The 16,975-nt window shown below is 62.3% G+C and carries 13 protein-coding genes and 2 pseudogenes; 7 read left to right on the forward strand and 8 right to left on the reverse strand.

What is annotated here, in order from left to right; genetic code table 11:
- Positions 1-16 precede the first annotated feature (16 nt).
- The 4 genes from QIY50_11780 to tcyJ all read right to left on the reverse strand — a co-directional run bounded on the left by QIY50_11780 (position 17) and on the right by tcyJ (position 3,805).
- Positions 17-1,258: an SfnB family sulfur acquisition oxidoreductase gene (locus QIY50_11780; GenBank protein WGV22772.1), complete on the reverse strand. Its 1,242-nt coding sequence runs from the start codon at positions 1,256-1,258 to the stop codon at positions 17-19.
- Positions 1,259-1,584: 326 nt separating this feature from the next.
- The gene (tcyN, locus tag QIY50_11785; protein WGV22773.1) at positions 1,585-2,343 is read right to left on the reverse strand and encodes an L-cystine ABC transporter ATP-binding protein TcyN; all 759 of its coding nucleotides are present in this window, start codon (positions 2,341-2,343) and stop codon (positions 1,585-1,587) included.
- Between the two features lie 2 nt (positions 2,344-2,345).
- The gene (tcyL, locus tag QIY50_11790; GenBank protein ID WGV22774.1) at positions 2,346-3,014 is read right to left on the reverse strand and encodes a cystine ABC transporter permease; all 669 of its coding nucleotides are present in this window, start codon (positions 3,012-3,014) and stop codon (positions 2,346-2,348) included.
- On the reverse strand, positions 3,011-3,805 hold the full coding sequence (gene tcyJ, locus QIY50_11795; protein ID WGV22775.1) for a cystine ABC transporter substrate-binding protein: 795 nt from the start codon (positions 3,803-3,805) through the stop codon (positions 3,011-3,013). Before tcyJ ends, tcyL begins: the two co-directional genes overlap by 4 nt.
- A gap of 391 nt (positions 3,806-4,196) precedes the next feature.
- Here tcyJ and QIY50_11800 point away from each other — a divergent pair, with 391 nt between their 5' ends.
- Both QIY50_11800 and betT read left to right on the forward strand, forming a co-directional pair.
- The gene (locus QIY50_11800) at positions 4,197-5,129 is read left to right on the forward strand and encodes a serine acetyltransferase (GenBank protein WGV22776.1); all 933 of its coding nucleotides are present in this window, start codon (positions 4,197-4,199) and stop codon (positions 5,127-5,129) included.
- Between the two features lie 332 nt (positions 5,130-5,461).
- Positions 5,462-7,423 (forward strand): choline transporter BetT, encoded by a 1,962-nt coding sequence (gene betT, locus QIY50_11805; GenBank protein WGV23042.1) that lies wholly within the window; start codon positions 5,462-5,464, stop codon positions 7,421-7,423.
- Between the two features lie 119 nt (positions 7,424-7,542).
- Here the strand turns inward: betT and tauD are convergent.
- From tauD to tauA, 4 genes and pseudogenes are all read right to left on the reverse strand, one after another.
- Positions 7,543-8,377: pseudogene (gene tauD, locus QIY50_11810) on the reverse strand (taurine dioxygenase).
- Positions 8,378-8,425: 48 nt separating this feature from the next.
- A complete protein-coding gene (tauC, locus tag QIY50_11815) occupies positions 8,426-9,265 on the reverse strand; it encodes a taurine ABC transporter permease TauC (GenBank protein WGV22777.1) in 840 nt (279 codons plus the stop codon).
- Complete coding sequence (gene tauB / locus QIY50_11820) at positions 9,262-10,050, reverse strand: taurine ABC transporter ATP-binding subunit (GenBank protein ID WGV22778.1); 789 nt, start codon at positions 10,048-10,050, stop codon at positions 9,262-9,264. The genes tauC and tauB overlap by 4 nt, the downstream gene beginning before the upstream one ends.
- Positions 10,051-10,077: 27 nt before the next feature.
- Positions 10,078-11,050 (reverse strand): annotated as a pseudogene (gene tauA, locus QIY50_11825) (taurine ABC transporter substrate-binding protein).
- Positions 11,051-11,672: 622 nt separating this feature from the next.
- Between tauA and QIY50_11830 the strand changes: the two are divergent.
- From QIY50_11830 to ssuD, 5 genes are all read left to right on the forward strand, one after another.
- The gene (locus tag QIY50_11830; protein WGV22779.1) at positions 11,673-13,019 is read left to right on the forward strand and encodes an OprD family porin; all 1,347 of its coding nucleotides are present in this window, start codon (positions 11,673-11,675) and stop codon (positions 13,017-13,019) included.
- A gap of 168 nt (positions 13,020-13,187) precedes the next feature.
- The gene (locus QIY50_11835) at positions 13,188-13,826 is read left to right on the forward strand and encodes a peroxiredoxin (protein ID WGV22780.1); all 639 of its coding nucleotides are present in this window, start codon (positions 13,188-13,190) and stop codon (positions 13,824-13,826) included.
- Positions 13,827-14,112: 286 nt separating this feature from the next.
- Positions 14,113-14,706, forward strand: a complete 594-nt coding sequence (gene ssuE / locus QIY50_11840; GenBank protein WGV22781.1) for an NADPH-dependent FMN reductase — start codon at positions 14,113-14,115, stop codon at positions 14,704-14,706.
- Between the two features lie 84 nt (positions 14,707-14,790).
- Positions 14,791-15,756, forward strand: a complete 966-nt coding sequence (locus QIY50_11845) for a sulfonate ABC transporter substrate-binding protein (protein ID WGV22782.1) — start codon at positions 14,791-14,793, stop codon at positions 15,754-15,756.
- A gap of 60 nt (positions 15,757-15,816) precedes the next feature.
- The gene (gene ssuD, locus QIY50_11850) at positions 15,817-16,965 is read left to right on the forward strand and encodes an FMNH2-dependent alkanesulfonate monooxygenase (GenBank protein WGV22783.1); all 1,149 of its coding nucleotides are present in this window, start codon (positions 15,817-15,819) and stop codon (positions 16,963-16,965) included.
- The last annotated feature ends 10 nt before the right edge of the window (positions 16,966-16,975 follow it).

The raw sequence follows: 16,975 nt of genomic DNA on the forward strand, positions 1-16,975 counted from the left end.
CCCCAGGGCCTTTGAATCAGATCCAGGAATGCCGCGCGGGCAAGGTGCCGTTCAGGTAGTACGCGCCAACCGCGTGATACTTCCAGCGCACCGGGTCGTGCAGGGTGTGCACCCGGGCATTGCGCCAGTGGCGGTCGAGGTTGAACTCGGCAAGGGTGGCGCGGCTGCCAGCCAGCTCGAACAGCTTTTCGCTGGCCTGCAGGGCAATCTCCGTAGTCAGCACCTTGGCCTCGGCCACCGCGATCGACGCCCGTGCTGCGCTGGCGGCATCCACCGGTGCGGCATTGACCTCGTCGAGCACCCGCGCGGCCTTGCGCAGCAGGGCTTCGGCGGCGTGCAGTTCGAGCTTCAGGCGGCCGATGTCGGCGATTACATAAGGGTCGTCGCTGGCGCGATCGACCTTGGCCTCGATCCATGGCCGGGCCTTTTCGCGCACGAAGCTGATGGCGTCTTCGATCGCCGCCTCGGCAATGCCGGCATCGATCGCCGCCTGGATCAGCTGCGAAGCCGCGCCCTGGATGTTGGGAATGTCGCGCTGGCGCCAGTTGTCGATCACCAGGTCGGCATCCACCGGAACCTGGTCGAGCAGCACGGTGCCGCTGGCAGTGGTGCGCTGGCCGAACCCGGACCAGTCATCGACGATGCGCAGCCCCGGGCTGCCTCGGCGTACGAAAGCCAGGCGCTGGCGACCTTCGTCGTCCAGTGCCTTGACCGCCACCCAGTGGGCGAACAGGGCGCCGGTGGAATAGAACTTCTCGCCGCTGATGCGATAGCTGTCGCCGACGCGGGTGATTCTGGCCTTGAGGGTGAGGGTGTCCTTGGTTCCGCGCTCCGGGCCGGCATTGCCGATGCGCCAGCCGTCGAGCACGCTGCGGAAGATCACCGCCTGCTGTGCCTCTGTGGCGGTCAGGCGCAGCAGTTGCAGCATGCCGAACTGGTTCTGCGGGATCTGCCCCAGGGCCGGGTCGGCAGCGCTGATCAGGCGAAATACTTCGGCTACGGTCTCGAACGAAACATCGGGGCCGCCATGGGCCTTGGGAACGCTGATGCTGCCCAGGCCGCTGCGGGTGAACAGTTCGATCTCGGCCCATGGCAGCTTGCGTTGCTGGTCGCGGCGGGCGGCCTGCTCGCGGGCGACCTCGGCCACTTCGCGGGCCGCTTGCAGGGCTTCGGCGTCGTTGCGCAGTACCTTGGCCGGCAGCAGCAAGGGCGAGCTGTCGAGATCGCTGTGGAATTGAGTATTGGGTTGGCTGGACATCAGTACCGCTCCTTGGCTGCACTCAATGCCCTGGCGTTACGCACTGGGGTGATTGTGATCCTGACCATTCCTGACCTCACAAAAAAGTAGTGCCGCTACAGCTGATCGCGACAGATATGTGCTGGTCCGGTGGTCCGGTTTATATACCCTAATGCTTTATAAAAAGTTTATGAACTAACTCTTTGGAATATCTATAGAAGGAGGATTTTGCTGTGGATGTACTGGCCCTATCGCCGGCAAGCCAGCTCCCACAGGTACCCCACAGTATTCAAGACCTGTGGAGTACCTGTGGGAGCTGGCTTGCCGGCGATAGGGCCAGTGCAGGTTTATTCGGAGGCAGCAGTCCCCAGGAACTTGCGCAGGAACTGCCGGGTACGCTCTTCCTTTGGCGCTGCAAACAGCGCCTTGGCCTCGCCCTGTTCCACGATCACGCCCTTGTCGAAGAAGATCACCCGGTTCGCCACGTCGCGGGCAAAGCTCATCTCGTGGGTAACGATGATCATGGTGCGCTTTTCCTCGGCCAGGCCGCGGATGGTCGCCAGCACTTCACCCACCAGTTCGGGGTCCAGCGCCGAAGTCGGCTCGTCGAACAGGATTACCTCCGGCTCCATGGCCAGGGCGCGGGCGATGGCCACCCGTTGCTGCTGGCCACCGGACAGGCGCCGCGGGTAGGCGTCTTCCTTGCCCGCCAGGCCGACCTTGGCCAGCAGGCGCCGGCCCAGTTCGATGGCCTGCTCGCGGGGCGTCTTCTTGACGATCACTGGCCCCTCGATCACGTTTTCCAGGGCAGTGCGGTGAGGGAACAGGTTGAAGTTCTGAAACACGAACCCGGCCTGCTGGCGCAAACGGCGGATCGCACTTTGCTGTCCACCCAGCGGGCGGTTGGCATCGATGCTGATATCGCCAATCTGTATCTGCCCGGCATCGGGTGTTTCCAGCAGGTTGAGGCAACGCAGGAAGGTGGTCTTGCCCGAGCCGCTGGGGCCGATGATGGCCACCACTTCGCCGGGCTGCACGGTCAGGTCGATACCGTTGAGCACGGTCTGGCCCTTGAACCGCTTGGTCAGGCCTTTGACTTCAATCATGCTCAATGCTCCTGGTCATGCTGGTTGACTCGCGCTTCCATGCGGTTCTGGAAGTGCGCGAGGATGCTGCACAGCACCCAGTAGATGACCGCCACCGCCACGTACATGGTGAACACTTCGAAGGTGCGCGCGGTAATCAGCTGGGCCTGGCGGAACAGTTCCGGCACCTGGATGGTCGCCGCCAGGGCGGTGTCCTTGACCAGCGAAATGAAGCTGTTGCCCAACGGCGGCAGTGCGGTGCGCAAGGCCTGGGGCAGGATCGCCCGGCGCATGGCCTGGACTCGGGTCATGCCGATACTGGCCGCGGCTTCCCACTGGCCACGGTCGATCGAGGAAATCGCCGCGCGCAGGATTTCGCAGATGTAGGCGGCCATGTTCAGCGACAGGCCGATCAGCGACGCCGGGATCGGGTCGAGCTCGATGCCGATCTGCGGCATGCCGAAGTAGATGACGAACAGCTGCACCAGCAGCGGCGTGCCGCGGAAGAACGACACGTAGACCCGGGCCAGCCAGTTCAGCGGCAGGATCTTCGACAGCCGCATCAACGCCAGGGCAAAGCCCAGCAGCAGGCCGAAGAACATGCCGCCAACACTGAGCAGCACTGTATAACCCGCGCCTTTCAGCAGGAAGGGCGCGGAGTCGACAACGAGTTGCAGGCTTTCAGCGATCATTTGGTGACATCGGCACCGAAGTATTTCTCGGACAGCTTGGCCAGCGTGCCGTCAGCCTTGAGCTTGTCCAGTGCCTTGTTGATTGCCGCCAGCAGTTCCGGCTCGCCCTTGCGCAGGGCCACGCCGCTTTCCAGGCGCGAGAAGGCATCGCCGGCCAGCTCGGTGTCCTTGGCTTTCTGTGCGTATTCCAGCGCAGCCAGGCGGTCGATCAGGATAGCGTCGATGCGGCCATTACGCAGGTCGGCGAACTTGCTCGGGTCGTCCTCATAGGTACGCACATCGGCTTGCGGCACGTCCTGCTTGACCCATTGCTCGTAGTTGGTACCCAGGCCTACACCAACCTTCTTGCCGGCCAGGTCGGCAGCCTTGTGGATGTTCAGCTGCTCGGCCTTCTTCTTCAGGATCAGTGCCTGGATGCCGGAGATGGTGTAAGGCTCGGAGAAGTCATACTTCTTCTTGCGCTCTTCGGAAATGGTTACCTGGTTGATCACTACGTCCAGGCGTTTGGACTCCAGTGCGGCGAGGATGCCGTCCCACTTGGTCGGCTGCACCTTGGCCTTGACCCCCAGCTCCTTGGCCAGCAGTTCGGACAGCTCCACTTCGAAGCCGGTCAGCTTGCCGTTTTCGTCCTGGAAGCTGAACGGTGGGTAGGTGCCTTCGAGACCGACGTTGATCACGCCTTTTTCCTGGATGGTCTTCAGCTGCTCGCCGGCGAAGGCCTGGCTGAGCAGGCCGGCACCCAGCAGGAGTGCCAGGCTGGCATTGAGTAGCGGTTTGGCGAATTTCGACATGGCAGAGCCCCGCGCTTGTTGTGGAAGTAGTGGGTGGCGACTATAGATTCGGCTGCTTAGGCCAGGAAATACTAAAAAATTATTTTGTTATTCCCTTTTATGTTCTTGCCAGTTGCAGACTGCATTGAGGGTAGGCGAGGTTGCCTGCTCCGTCATCGCGGCTTATGCCTGACTTAGCGCAGGATGGAATAAAGCGTTGTTTTTTCCAAGAGACGGATTTGCCGTAGAGTGGATTGCATGTAGGCAGGTCCGGCCCTTTCGCGGGCTCGCCCGCTCCCACAGGTATTGCACAGGGCTTGAAATGTGTGCGGTCCCTGTGGGAGCGGGCGAGCCCGCGAAGAGGCCGGCCCTGCCGATAAAAAAAGTTGGCCTCTTCAGGCAGGAGAAAACCGTGAGCGAACAACCTTCATCCGGGCACTGGCAGTTGCAGAGCATCGTCACCGGCCTGCGCGGCGCCCGTGAACAATGGCGCACCCGCAACGGCCGCAGCATTGGCGAGCAGGGCGGGCGTGAGCTGCCATCGCGCGAGGCGATGCGGCAGATTCTGGAACAACTGTGCGGCGCACTTTTCCCGATGCGCCTTGGCCCGGTCGACCTGCGCGAAGAAAGCGAAGACTTCTACGTCGGGCATACCCTGGATGCCGCGCTGACCGCCTTGCTGGCCCAGGCCCGCCTGGAGCTGCGCTACGCCGCGCGGCATAGCAAGGGTGAGCTGGCCGGTGTCGATGCCCATGCGCTGAGCCTGGTACAGGGCTTCGCCGCGGCCTTGCCGGGCCTGCGCGTGCTGCTCGACACCGACGTGCTGGCCGCCTACCACGGAGACCCGGCGGCGCGCAGCGTCGATGAAGTGCTGCTGTGCTATCCGGGCATCCTGGCAATCATCCATCACCGCCTGGCGCACCACCTGTACCAGGCCGGCCTGCCGTTGCTGGCGCGGATCAGTTCGGAGCTGGCGCATTCGGCCACGGGGATCGACATTCACCCCGGTGCGCAAATCGGCCCGAGCTTCTTCATCGACCACGGTACCGGCGTGGTGATCGGCGAAACTGCGATCATCGGTGAGCGTGTGCGCATCTACCAGGCGGTGACCCTGGGCGCCAAGCGCTTCCCCAGCGATGAATCGGGCACCTTGCACAAGGGCCTGCCACGCCACCCGATCGTCGAGGACGATGTGGTGATCTATGCCGGGGCCACGGTGCTGGGGCGGATCACCATCGGCAAAGGCTCGACCATTGGCGGCAATGTGTGGCTGACCCGCAGTGTGCCGGCTGACAGCAACATCACCCAGGCCAACTTGCAGCTGGATTGCCAGGACAAGAACTGATCTGGCAATTCCTTGGCCTGTACCGGCCTCTTCGCGGGCTTGCCCGCTCCCACAAGGACCGCACAAATATTGAATCTTGTGCATTACCTGTGGGAGCGGGCAAGCCCGCGAAGAGGTCAGTGCAGGAGGGCACCAATCAGCGCTCCGATTCGCATTGAAATCCGATCCATGTTTAACTTGAACGCTTGTTCAATGAAAAACGCTGGTCCGCTGCCGGTGTTCAACAGGAGGATTCCTTTGCTGAACCCGTTCATTCCGAACCTTACGTCATTCGACGAGGTGCACACCCAATGAGTGCACCGACCCCCTCCCTTGCCAATGGCAAGATCCGCATGAACCCCCCGGTGTTCTACTTCGCGGCAAGTTTCATCCTCATCTTCGGCCTGGTGGTCATTTCCTATCCGCAAGCAGCAGGCGACTGGTTGCTGACGGCGCAGAACTGGGCGGCCAACACGGTCGGCTGGTACTACATGCTGGCCATGACGCTTTACCTGGTCTTCGTGGTGGTCACCGCCTTGTCCGGCTACGGCAAGATCAAGCTCGGTGCCGACCACGACGAGCCCGAGTTCAGCTACCTGTCGTGGGCCGGCATGCTGTTCGCCGCCGGCATCAGCATCACCTTGTTCTTCTTCTGCGTTTCCGAACCGCTGACGCACATGCTGCAGCCGCCCCAGGGCGAAGCGGGCACGGTCGAGGCCGGGCGCCAGGCGATGCAGATCCTGTTCCTGCACTGGGGCCTGCATGGCTGGGGCGTATTTGCCTTCGTCGGCATGGCCCTTGCCTACTTCGCCTACCGGCACAACTTGCCGCTGGCGTTGCGTTCGGCGTTGTACCCGTTGATCGGCAAGCGCATCAACGGCCCGATCGGTTATGCGGTGGACGGCTTCGGCATCATCGCCACGGTGTTCGGCCTGGGCGCCGACATGGGCTTTGGCGTGCTGCACCTGAACGCCGGCCTCGAGTACCTGTTCGGTATCAGCCACAGCCAGTGGGTGCAGGTGCTGCTCATCACCCTGATGATGGGCGCGGCGGTGGCCGTGGCCGTCGCCGGGGTGGAAAAGGGCGTGCGGGTGATGAGCGACATCAACCTGTTCCTGGCCTGCGCGCTGCTGCTGTTCGTGTTGTTCGCCGGGCCTACCCAGCACCTGTTCAACACGCTGATCCAGAACCTTGGTGACTACCTGGGGGCCTTGCCGCGCAAGAGCTTCGACGTTTATGCCTACGGCGAGAACCGCGACTGGCTGGGTGGCTGGACGGTGTTCTACTGGGCCTGGTGGATTGCCTGGGCGCCGTTCGTGGGCCTGTTCATCGCCCGCATCTCCCGTGGCCGCACCATCCGCGAGTTCGTCTTTGGTGTGCTGCTGATCCCGCTAGGCTTCACCCTGGCGTGGATGTCGATCTTCGGCAACAGCGCCCTGGACCAGGTCATCAACCACGGCATGACCGCGCTGGGCCAGTCGGCGCTGGATAACCCGTCGATGAGCCTGTACCTGCTGCTGGAGACCTACCCCTGGAGCAAGGCGGTGATCGCCATGACGGTGTTCATCAGTTTCGTGTTCTTCGTCACCTCGGCCGACTCGGGTACCGTGGTGCTGTCGACCCTGTCGGCCAAGGGTGGTGATACCGACGAGGACGGGCCGAACTGGCTGCGCATCTTCTGGGGCGCAATGACGGCACTGATCACCAGTGCGCTGTTGTTCGCCGGTAGCATCGATTCGCTGAAGTCGGCGGTGGTGCTGACCTCGCTGCCGTTCTCGCTGATCCTGCTGTGCATGATGTGGGGGCTGCACAAGGCGTTCTACCTGGAGTCGCAACGGCAGATCGCACAGATGCATTCGCTGGCCCCGTTCGCCCAGTCACGCCGTGGCCGCGGCGGCTGGCGCCAGCGCCTGAGCCAGGCAGTGCACTTCCCGTCGCGTGATGAGGTTTACCGGTTCATGGACGACGTGGTGCGCCCGGCGATTGCCGATGTGCGTGAAGTGTTCGAGCAGAAGGGCCTGGTGCTGATTACCCAGGACGACCCGAGCCACGACAACGTCAGCCTGAAGATCGGCCATGGCGAGGAACAGCCGTTCATTTACCAGGTGCAGATGCGTGGCTATTTCACGCCGTCGTTTGCGCTGGGTGGGCTGGGTACGCAGGAGTTGAAGAACCGCCGCTATTACCGGGCGGAGGTGCACCTGAGCGAAGGCAGCCAGAACTATGACCTGGTGGGCTACAGCAAGGAGCAGATCATCAACGACATCCTCGACCAGTACGAACGGCACATGCAGTTCCTGCATCTGGTCAGGTAACAACCTGTAACGGCCTCTTCGCGGGCTCGCCCGCTCCCACAGGTTCAACACAGTTTCTGAAATCTGTGCCGGACCTGTGGGAGCGGGCGAGCCCGCGAAGAGGCCAGTACAGGCAACAACTAGAAGGGCGCATCTCCAAGGATGGTCGCGCGATGCATCACCCGCCGATTGGGCCGGTAGTCATCCACGGCAAAATGCTGGGTCACGCGGTTGTCCCAGAACGCCACATCATTCTCCTGCCACCGCCAGCGAATGCTGAACTCCGGCCGCGTCGCATGGGCGAACAGCAGTTTCAGCAGCGCCTCGCTTTACCAGCTCGCTCAGCTCATTGATGCGAGTGGTGAACCCCTCATTGACGAACAACGCCTTGCGCCCGCTCACCGGATGCGTGCGTACCACCGGGTGCGACAGCGGCGAGTTGTTGCGCCGCGTGGCTTCCCAGCGCGCCAGGTCTTCCGGCGTGGTGCCAAAGCGCTCCAGCGGGAACGACTTGGTGAAATCATGGGTGGCGGTCAGCCCGTCGAGCATCTCGCGCAGCGGCGCCGACAAGGCTTCGAAGGCTGCGATGCCGCTGGCCCACAGGGTGTCGCCGCCGTAGGCCGGTAACTGCTTGGCGCTGAGCACCGCGCCCAGGGCCGGGGTCGGCAGGAAGGTCACGTCGGTGTGCCACACGGCGTTGTCGCGCACATCGGTAACCGCCGTGTCGAGAATCAGTACCTGCGGGGTTTCCGGCACGTTGGGGTAGATCGGGTGGATGTGCAGGTCGCCGAAGCGGGCGGCAAAGCGCGCCTGTTGCTGCGGGTTGATCGGCTGGTTGCGGAAGAACAGTACCTGGTGCTGCAGCAGCGCCTGCTCGATGGCGTCACGCTCTTCGACGGTGATATCGCGGCTGATGTCCACGCCGCTGATCTGGGCGCCAAGCGCAGGGCTGAGGGGGGTGATGGTCAGGCTCATGTCGGTCTCTTCAATCAGGCGCCAGGCTGCTGGCGTGGTCAACAGGGTTCAGTGGCTCTGCCCATGCCAAGGCACCAGCTTGCGTTGCAGGGCACGCAGGCTCATTTCCAGGGCGAAGGCGATCAGGGCAATCAGCAGGATGCCCAGCACTACCACATCGGTAACCAGGAACTGCGCTGCCGACTGCACCATGAAGCCCAGGCCGCTGGTAGCGGCGATCAACTCGGCGGCCACCAGGGTCGACCAGCCGACCCCAAGGCCAATGCGGATGCCGGTAAGGATGTCGGGCAGGGCGCTGGGCAGGATCACATGACGAATCAGCTGCGCCTTGGTCGCGCCCAGCGACTGCGCGGCACGCAGCTTGGCCGGGTCGACCGTGCGCACGCCGGTGGCGGTGGCAATGGCGATGGGGGCGAAGATCGCCAGGTAGATCAGCAGCACCTTGGACAGCTCGCCGATGCCGCACCAGATGACGATCAATGGCAGGTAGGCCAGCGGCGGGATCGGCCGGTAGAACTCGATCAGCGGGTCGAGAATGCCGCGGGCCACGCGGTTGTAGCCGATGGCGATACCCACCGGGATGGCGGTGAGGGTGGCTGCCAGCAGGGCCACGCCGATGCGCCCCAGGCTGGCACCCAGGTGCTGCCACAGGCTGGCATCCATGTAGCCTTGGGTAAGCAAGGTCCCGGCCTTGGCCAGGATGTCGGCGGGCGAGGGCAGGAACAGTGGCTCGATCCAGCCGGCTGCGGTCACCAGCCACCAGGCCAGCAGCAAGCTGGCCAGGGTCAAGGTGCTGATCCAGCGGGTGGGCAGGGGGCGGCGCAGCTTGGTGGCTGGCCGGGGTTGGGTGTTGCGTTTGCCGGCGACCGGCAGGTCCAGGCTGCTCATGCGCGCTCCTGCAGGCTTTGACGTTGGGAGAACACCCGCGCCAGCACATGCTCGCGGGTTTCGATGAAGGCCGGGTCGGACTTGATCGCACGCGCCGGTTCACCGGCGGCATAGCGTTGGCCGAAGTCCAGCTGCAGGCGTTCCACCACGCGCCCCGGGTTGGGCGCCAGCAGCACCAGCTCGCTGGCGAGGAACACGGCTTCTTCGATGTCGTGGGTAATCAGGAACACCGGCTTGGCGGTGCGTTGCCACACCTGCAGCAACAGCTCCTGCATCTGCTCGCGGGTGAAGGCATCCAGTGCGCCGAACGGTTCGTCCATCAGCAACACGCGCGGGTCGGCTGCCAATGCCCGTGCCAGGCCCACGCGTTGCTTCTGGCCACCGGACAATTGCCAGATACGCCGTTCGCCAAAGCCGTCGAGGTCGACCAGGGCCAGCATTTCGCGGGCCTTGGCTTCTCGCTCGGCGCGTGGCACGCCGGCCAGTTCCAGGCCGAAGGCGACGTTGCCCAGCACGTTCTGCCAGGGCAGCAGCGCATCGTCCTGAAACACCACACCGCGCTCGGCGCCGGGGCCCTGCACGGCCACGCCGTCCAGGGTGATACGCCCGCCGCTGGGGGCGACGAAGCCGGCGATCAGATTGAGCAGCGAGGTCTTGCCGCTGCCGGACGGCCCCAGGGCCACCAGCAGCTGGCGTGGCCCCAGGCTCAGGTTGATGTCGGCCAGTACCGGGGTTTCGGCACCGGGGTACTGTGCGCTGATGCGCTCCAGTTCGAGCAAGGCCATGGCAGGCTCCGGTCGGCTTCTACAGGCTTAGTTGGGGAGATACTGGGCGCTGACGTACGGCGAATAGTCCGGCAACACCGCGTCGACCTTGCCTTGCTGCTTGAGGAAGGTAGCCGTGTCGGTCAGCGCCTGGGTGGTCGGCGCGCCCAGTGCGCTGGCCTGGTCGGCGGCCAGCGGATAGACGTTGCCCTGCAGCAGCACCGGGATGTCGGCAGGCTTGGCGCCCGACAGTTTGGCCAGCTTGCTTACGTTGTCGGGGTTGGCCAGCCAGGCTTGCGGGTTCTTGCGGTAGTCGGCGTAGGCATCGAGGGTGACCTTGGCAAAGGCCTTGACCACGTCGGGGTGCTTGGCGGCGAAGTCCTTGCGCACGATCCAGGCGTCGAAGGTGGGTGCACCTTTCTTGGCCAGCTCGCCGGAAGTGATCAGCACCTTGCCGTTCTCCTTGGCTACACCCAGGGCCGGGTCCCAGACGTAGGTTGCGTCGATGTCGCCGCGCTTCCAGGCGGCAATGATTGCCGGTGGAGCGAGGTTGAGGATCTGCACCTTGGCCGGGTCGATGTTCCAGGTCTTGAGTGCAGCCAACAGGCTGTAGTGGCCGGTGGAGACGAACGGCACGGCGACTTTCTTGCCGACCAGGTCTTGCGGCGTCTTGATGCTGTCGCGGGCGACCAGTGCTTCACCGGCGGCCAATCTGCGTGGCGATGAGGAAGGTCTCGACCGGTAGCTTGCGGGTGGCGGCGGCGGCCAGCGGGCTGGAGCCCAGGTAGCCAATCTGCACATCGCCGCTGGCTACGGCGGTGATCACATCGGCGCCGTTGTCGAATTTGCGCCAGTCGATGCTGGCCTTGCTGGCTTTTTCGTAGTCGCCATCGACCTGCGCAACCTTGGCTGGGTCGACGGTGGTCTGGTAGGCCACGGTGAGGTCGGCGGCCTGGGCCAACCAGCTGGCGCTGGCGAGGGTCAGGGCGGCGAACAGGCGCAGCGGAGCGTGCGGGATCATGGTGAACCTCTCGTCAGGCAAACGGTGTGATGGATGGCGAGAAGGCTAAATGATCTAAGAAAAGTAAAATAAATAACTTTTTCGCATTAGCTTAGGAGCCGATTGCTTAATCATGCCGCCGTAGTGCGATCGGTGTGGGAGCGGGCATGCCCGCGAAGCAGGCGACGCGGTGGATGGCACCGGCTTTCGCCGGTGTTCGCGGGCATGCCCGCTCCCACATCGATCTCACTAAGGCGCGACTCGGGGGTGACTTCGCTCAATGGCGAAATCAGAGACCGCTGCTAGGCTTTCCGTCCCGATAGAACGATACGGAATTAGGTTATGAGCAAACGTTTGCAAATAACCGTTGGTTATGAATGGTGGCGTCGATACAACGAATCGTAGTAACAGTTCCTAACATATTCCTTAAAAATCTTACCAATTCATAAAACGGTCATTTTGGATTTATAGGATTGTCATTATCCTGTAGCGCAGGTGGCGGCCTTAGACCAAAGTCGCGAAACGTTTAGAAACGATTGACTTAACGGTCACTCTTTGGGACTAAATCGCCAATCCACGGTGAGCGGGGCACAAGACCCTTCCGCCAGAGATACACAAGAATTAGAACGTAGAGGAGCAAAACATGTACAAGTCCAGCCTGGCCCTGGCCGTGGCACTGGGGGTTCTTGCCCAACAAGCAGGCGCTGCCGGTTTCGTTGAAGACAGCAAACTGTCGCTCAGCTCGCGCACCATGTACTTCAACAACGACAACCGTGAAGACCACGCAAGGCCTGGTGCGGAGCGCCCTGATCAGCGTGAATCCGGTCAGGGCTTCAAGCTCGACTACATCTCGGGCTTCACTGAAGGTACCGTTGGCTTTGGTGTTGATGCCCAGGCGCTGTGGGGTATTCATCTGGATGGTGGTGAGGGTTACCACAAGAGCGGTTTCTTCCCGGATGACGGCAAGGGTTCCGCAGCCCAGTGGGCTCGTTTCGGTGCCAACGCCAAGGCTCGCTTCTCGAAGACCGAAGCGCATTTCGGTAGCGCGCTCGCGCCGAACCTGCCAATCCTGGTCTCCAACGATGGTCGTCTGCTGCCACAAACCTTCGAGGGTGGCACCATCACCTCGAAGGAAATCGACAACCTGACCATCAACGCCGGTCAGCTGACCCACGCCATGGGTCGTGCCTCGAGCAACCGTACTGGTCTGTCCGTTGCGGGCGCTACCGCTGAAAGCAACAAGTTCCGCTACGGTGGCCTGGACTACAAACTCACTCCAGACCTGACCCTGCAGTACTACTACTCGAATCTGGAAGACTTCTACAAGCAGCACTTCCTGGGTGCTACCCATGTCTTCAAGATCGCTGACGACCAGTCGTTCAAGACCGACCTGCGCTACTTCGATAGCAGCGCCGACGGCAAGAACAAGAAAGGTGGCCCAGGCGAGTACAACTTCAACAACAACGGCGGTTACGAGAAGACCGACGGCAAGATCGACAACAAGACCTGGTCCGCCATGTTCACCTACACCCTGGGTGGCCATGCACTGATGCTCGGTCACCAGCAGGTCGGTGACGACGGCGGCTTCGTATGGCTCAACCAGGGCAGCCTGGTCAACGACAGCGGCACCTCGGAAGGCGCTGGTGGTTCCAGCTTCTACCTGTTCACCGACAGCATGATCAACCAGTTCGCTCGCGCCGGTGAGAACACCACCTTCGGTCAGTACTCCTATGACTTCGCGTCCCTGGGCGTTCCGGGCCTGAAGGCTTCGGTGGCCTACCTGCGTGGTGACGATATCCGCAACAAGTCGGGCGACGGTAGCTACAACGAATGGGAACGTGACGCGCGCGTCGACTACACCATTCAACAGGGTACCCTCAAAGGCCTGGGCTTCAGCCTGCGTCAAGGCGTCTACCGTGGTAGCGGCGAAAGCAGCTCTGACCAGGACCAAACTCGCTTCATCGTGAACTACACTTACGCCTTCATGTGAGTTCGTGGTGTTACACAAAGAGCCTCGCCTAGTGCGAGGCTTTTTTGTATCTGCAATTTTGTATGCGTTATGGTTATAAATAAATCAGTATTTATTCTTTTTATTTTTAATCGAACGCAGGCACATTGAACCCACACGGTACAGAACCCAGCACAGGAGCCGCAGCCCATGAGCCTCAAACTCGGCGATATCGCCCCCGATTTCGAACAGGATTCCAGCGAAGGCAAAATCCGCTTCCACGAGTGGCTGGGCAACAGCTGGGGGGTGTTGTTCTCTCACCCGGCCGACTTCACCCCGGTGTGCACCACCGAGCTGGGCCTGACCGCCAAGCTGAAGGACGATTTTGCCAAGCGCGGTGTGAAGGCCATTGCCCTGTCGGTGGACCCGGTCGATTCGCACCATCGCTGGATCGATGACATCAACGAAACCCAGAACACCGTGGTCAACTTTCCGATCATTGCCGACGCCGACCGCAAGGTGTCCGACCTGTACGACCTGATTCACCCGAACGCCAGCGACACCCTGACGGTGCGCTCACTGTTCGTCATCGACCCGAACAAGAAGGTGCGCCTGACCATCACCTATCCGGCCAGTACCGGGCGCAACTTCAACGAAATCTTGCGGGTGATCGACTCGCTGCAGCTGACCGACAACCACAAGGTCGCCACACCAGGCAACTGGCAGGACGGTGACGATGTGGTGATCGTGCCCTCGCTCAAGGACGAGGAAGAGATCAGGCAGCGCTTCCCTAAAGGTTACCGGGCGATCAAACCCTATTTGCGGCTGACCCCGCAGCCCAATCGTTAAAGCATTCCTCGTTGCATTGCTCTTAGCCAAGCAGGGATATTCGGGCCGTTTCGACGGCCCTTTTTTATGCCTTGCTGAACCCGCGCAGGCTCCTTCGCGGGCATGCCCGCTCCCACAGGAACTGCGCAGTTCTCAGCTTTGTCACAAAACCTGTGGGAGCGGGCGTGCCCGCGAATACGCCCTGAAGAAAAAACACAAATGGAATAAACAAATGAAAAAATATGATTTCTAGATATATGCGGTGACTGTTAATGTCACTCCCAACAGAACACAAGGAAGCGCTTCAATGCTGGTCGTCTCAATCGGTGGTAGCCCCAGTACCCGTTCACGCTCCGGCGTGCTGCTGGAGCGTTCTCGCCAGTGGCTGCAGGACCAGGGTGTAGAGGTAGTGACGTTCCAGGTACGTGACTTTCCCGCTGAAGACCTGCTGCACGCCCGTTTCGACAGCCCGCAGGTGCAGCACTTCCAGCAGCTTGTGGCCCAGGCCGATGGCCTGATCGTCGCCACGCCGGTGTACAAGGCCTCATTCGCCGGGGCCCTGAAAACCTTGCTCGACCTACTGCCCGAACGCGCCCTGGCACACAAGATCGTGTTGCCGATCGCCACCGGCGGCAGCATCGCCCACATGCTGGCGGTGGATTACGCACTGAAACCTGTGCTGTCGGCACTCAAGGCGCAGGAGACCCTGCAAGGGATCTTCGCCGACGACAGCCAGGTCGCCTACGCAGAAGGCAGCAGGCCCGCGCAGCTGGCAGCGGCGCTGGAAGAACGCCTGCAGGATGCGCTGGAAACGTTTCATGTTGCACTGGCCCGCCGGCCGCGCCCCGTGGCCCCCGGCATATTGAACGAACGCCTGATCAGCGCTCGCTGGAGCATCTGACCGGCTCAACCCGCTTCACCACCTTACTCGCCCGACAACGAGGCAAGCAGGTGCAACCCGAACCTACTCGCACAGGAGAGCGCCATGCGCACAGTCTTCTTGCGTCGCGGTCTGGTCGCCCTGTTTGCGGCGGCTGTGTCCTTCGGCGCCATCACCCAAGCACAGGCCGAGAGCCTGCGTATCGGTTACCAGAAATACGGCACCCTGGTGCTGCTCAAGGCCAAGGGCACGCTGGAAAAGCGCCTGGCCGAGCAGGGCGTGCAGGTGCAATGGACCGAGTTCCCCGGCGGCCCGCAGCTGCTTGAGGGACTGAACGTCGGCTCTATCGATTTTGGCGTCACCGGCGAAACCCCGCCGGTGTTCGCCCAGGCCGCCGGTGCCGACCTGCTGTACGTCGCCTACGAGCCGCCAGCGCCGCACAGCGAGGCGATTTTGGTGCCGAAGGGCTCGCCGATCCAGTCGGTCAAAGACCTCAAGGGCAAGAAAGTCGCCCTCAACAAAGGCTCCAACGTCCATTACCTGCTGGTGCGAGCGCTGGAAGATGCAGGGCTGAAGTACAGCGACATCCAGCCGGTGTACCTGCCTCCGGCCGATGCCCGTGCCGCCTTCGAGCGTGGCAGCGTGGATGCATGGGTGATCTGGGACCCGTACCAGGCTGCCGCCGAGAAACAGCTGCAGGCTCATACCCTGCGCGATGGTCAGGGCCTGGTCGACAACCATCAGTTCTACCTGGCCACCCGCAACTACGCGACCCAGCACCCGGCGGTGATCAACACCCTGATCGAAGAAGTGCGCGCCGTGGGCGAATGGTCCAAGGCCAACCCCCAGCAGGTCACTGACCAGGTCGCCCCGCTGCTCGGCCTGCCCGCGGACATCACCCTGACCTCGGTCAAGCGCCAGGGCTACGGTGCAGCACCGCTCACTCCTGAAGTGATCGTCGCGCAACAGAAGATCGCAGACGCCTTCCAGGCGCTCAAGCTGATACCCAAGCCGTTGAGCATCAAGGACGTGATCTGGACCCCACCGGCCAAGGTCGCCAACGCGCCTTGATTGATTTGCCTGCGCCGGGGCGTCACTCCGGCTTGAGCCACCCCTGAGGAGACAACTCCAATGAGCCTTAACATTTTCTGGTTCCTCCCTACCCACGGTGACGGCAAGTACCTGGGCACTTCCGAGGGCGCCCGCGCCGTCGACCACGGCTACCTGCAACAGATCGCCCAGGCTGCCGACCGTCTCGGTTTTGGTGGCGTACTGATTCCGACCGGGCGTTCCTGCGAGGATTCCTGGTTGGTGGCAGCGTCGCTGATCCCGGTGACCGAGCGCCTGAAATTCCTGGTTGCCCTGCGCCCCGGGATCATTTCGCCGACCGTGGCAGCGCGCCAGGCTGCGACCTTGGACCGCCTGTCCAATGGCCGTGCACTGTTCAACCTGGTGACCGGGGGTGATCCGGATGAGCTGGCTGGTGATGGCCTGCACCTTAGCCATGAAGAGCGCTATGAAGCCTCGGTCGAATTCACCCGTATCTGGCGCAGAGTGCTGGAAGGTGAAAACGTCGATTACGACGGTAAACATATTCAGGTGAAGGGCGCCAAGCTGCTCTATCCACCGATCCAGCAGCCTCGACCACCCCTGTATTTCGGTGGCTCGTCCGAAGCCGCGCAAGACCTGGCCGCAGAACAGGTAGAGCTATACCTGACCTGGGGTGAGCCACCGGCAGCCGTAGCCGAAAAAATCGCCCAGGTGCGTGAAAAAGCTGCCGCTCAAGGCCGGGAAGTCCGCTTTGGTATTCGCCTGCATGTGATCGTGCGTGAAACCAACGAGGAAGCCTGGGCTGCCGCCGACCGCCTGATCTCGCACCTGGACGATGACACCATCGCCCGTGCCCAGGCATCGCTGGCACGTTTTGACTCGGTGGGCCAGCAGCGCATGGCGGCCCTGCACGGCGGCAAACGCGACAACCTGGAAGTCAGCCCCAACCTCTGGGCGGGTGTCGGCCTGGTACGTGGCGGTGCCGGCACTGCACTGGTCGGCGATGGCCCGACTGTGGCGGCGCGGGTCAAGGAATACGCCGAGCTCGGCATCGATACCTTCATCTTCTCCGGCTACCCGCACCTGGAAGAGTCGTACCGGGTGGCCGAGCTGCTGTTCCCGCACCTGGATGTGCAACGCCCGGAGCAAGCCAAGACGGGCGGTTATGTGAGCCCGTTTGGCGAAATGGTGGCCAACGACATCCTGCCCAAGTCCGTGGCGCAGAGCTGAGGGTCAGGCC

This window comes from Pseudomonas putida, from assembly GCA_029953615.1.
Classification (GTDB): domain Bacteria; phylum Pseudomonadota; class Gammaproteobacteria; order Pseudomonadales; family Pseudomonadaceae; genus Aquipseudomonas.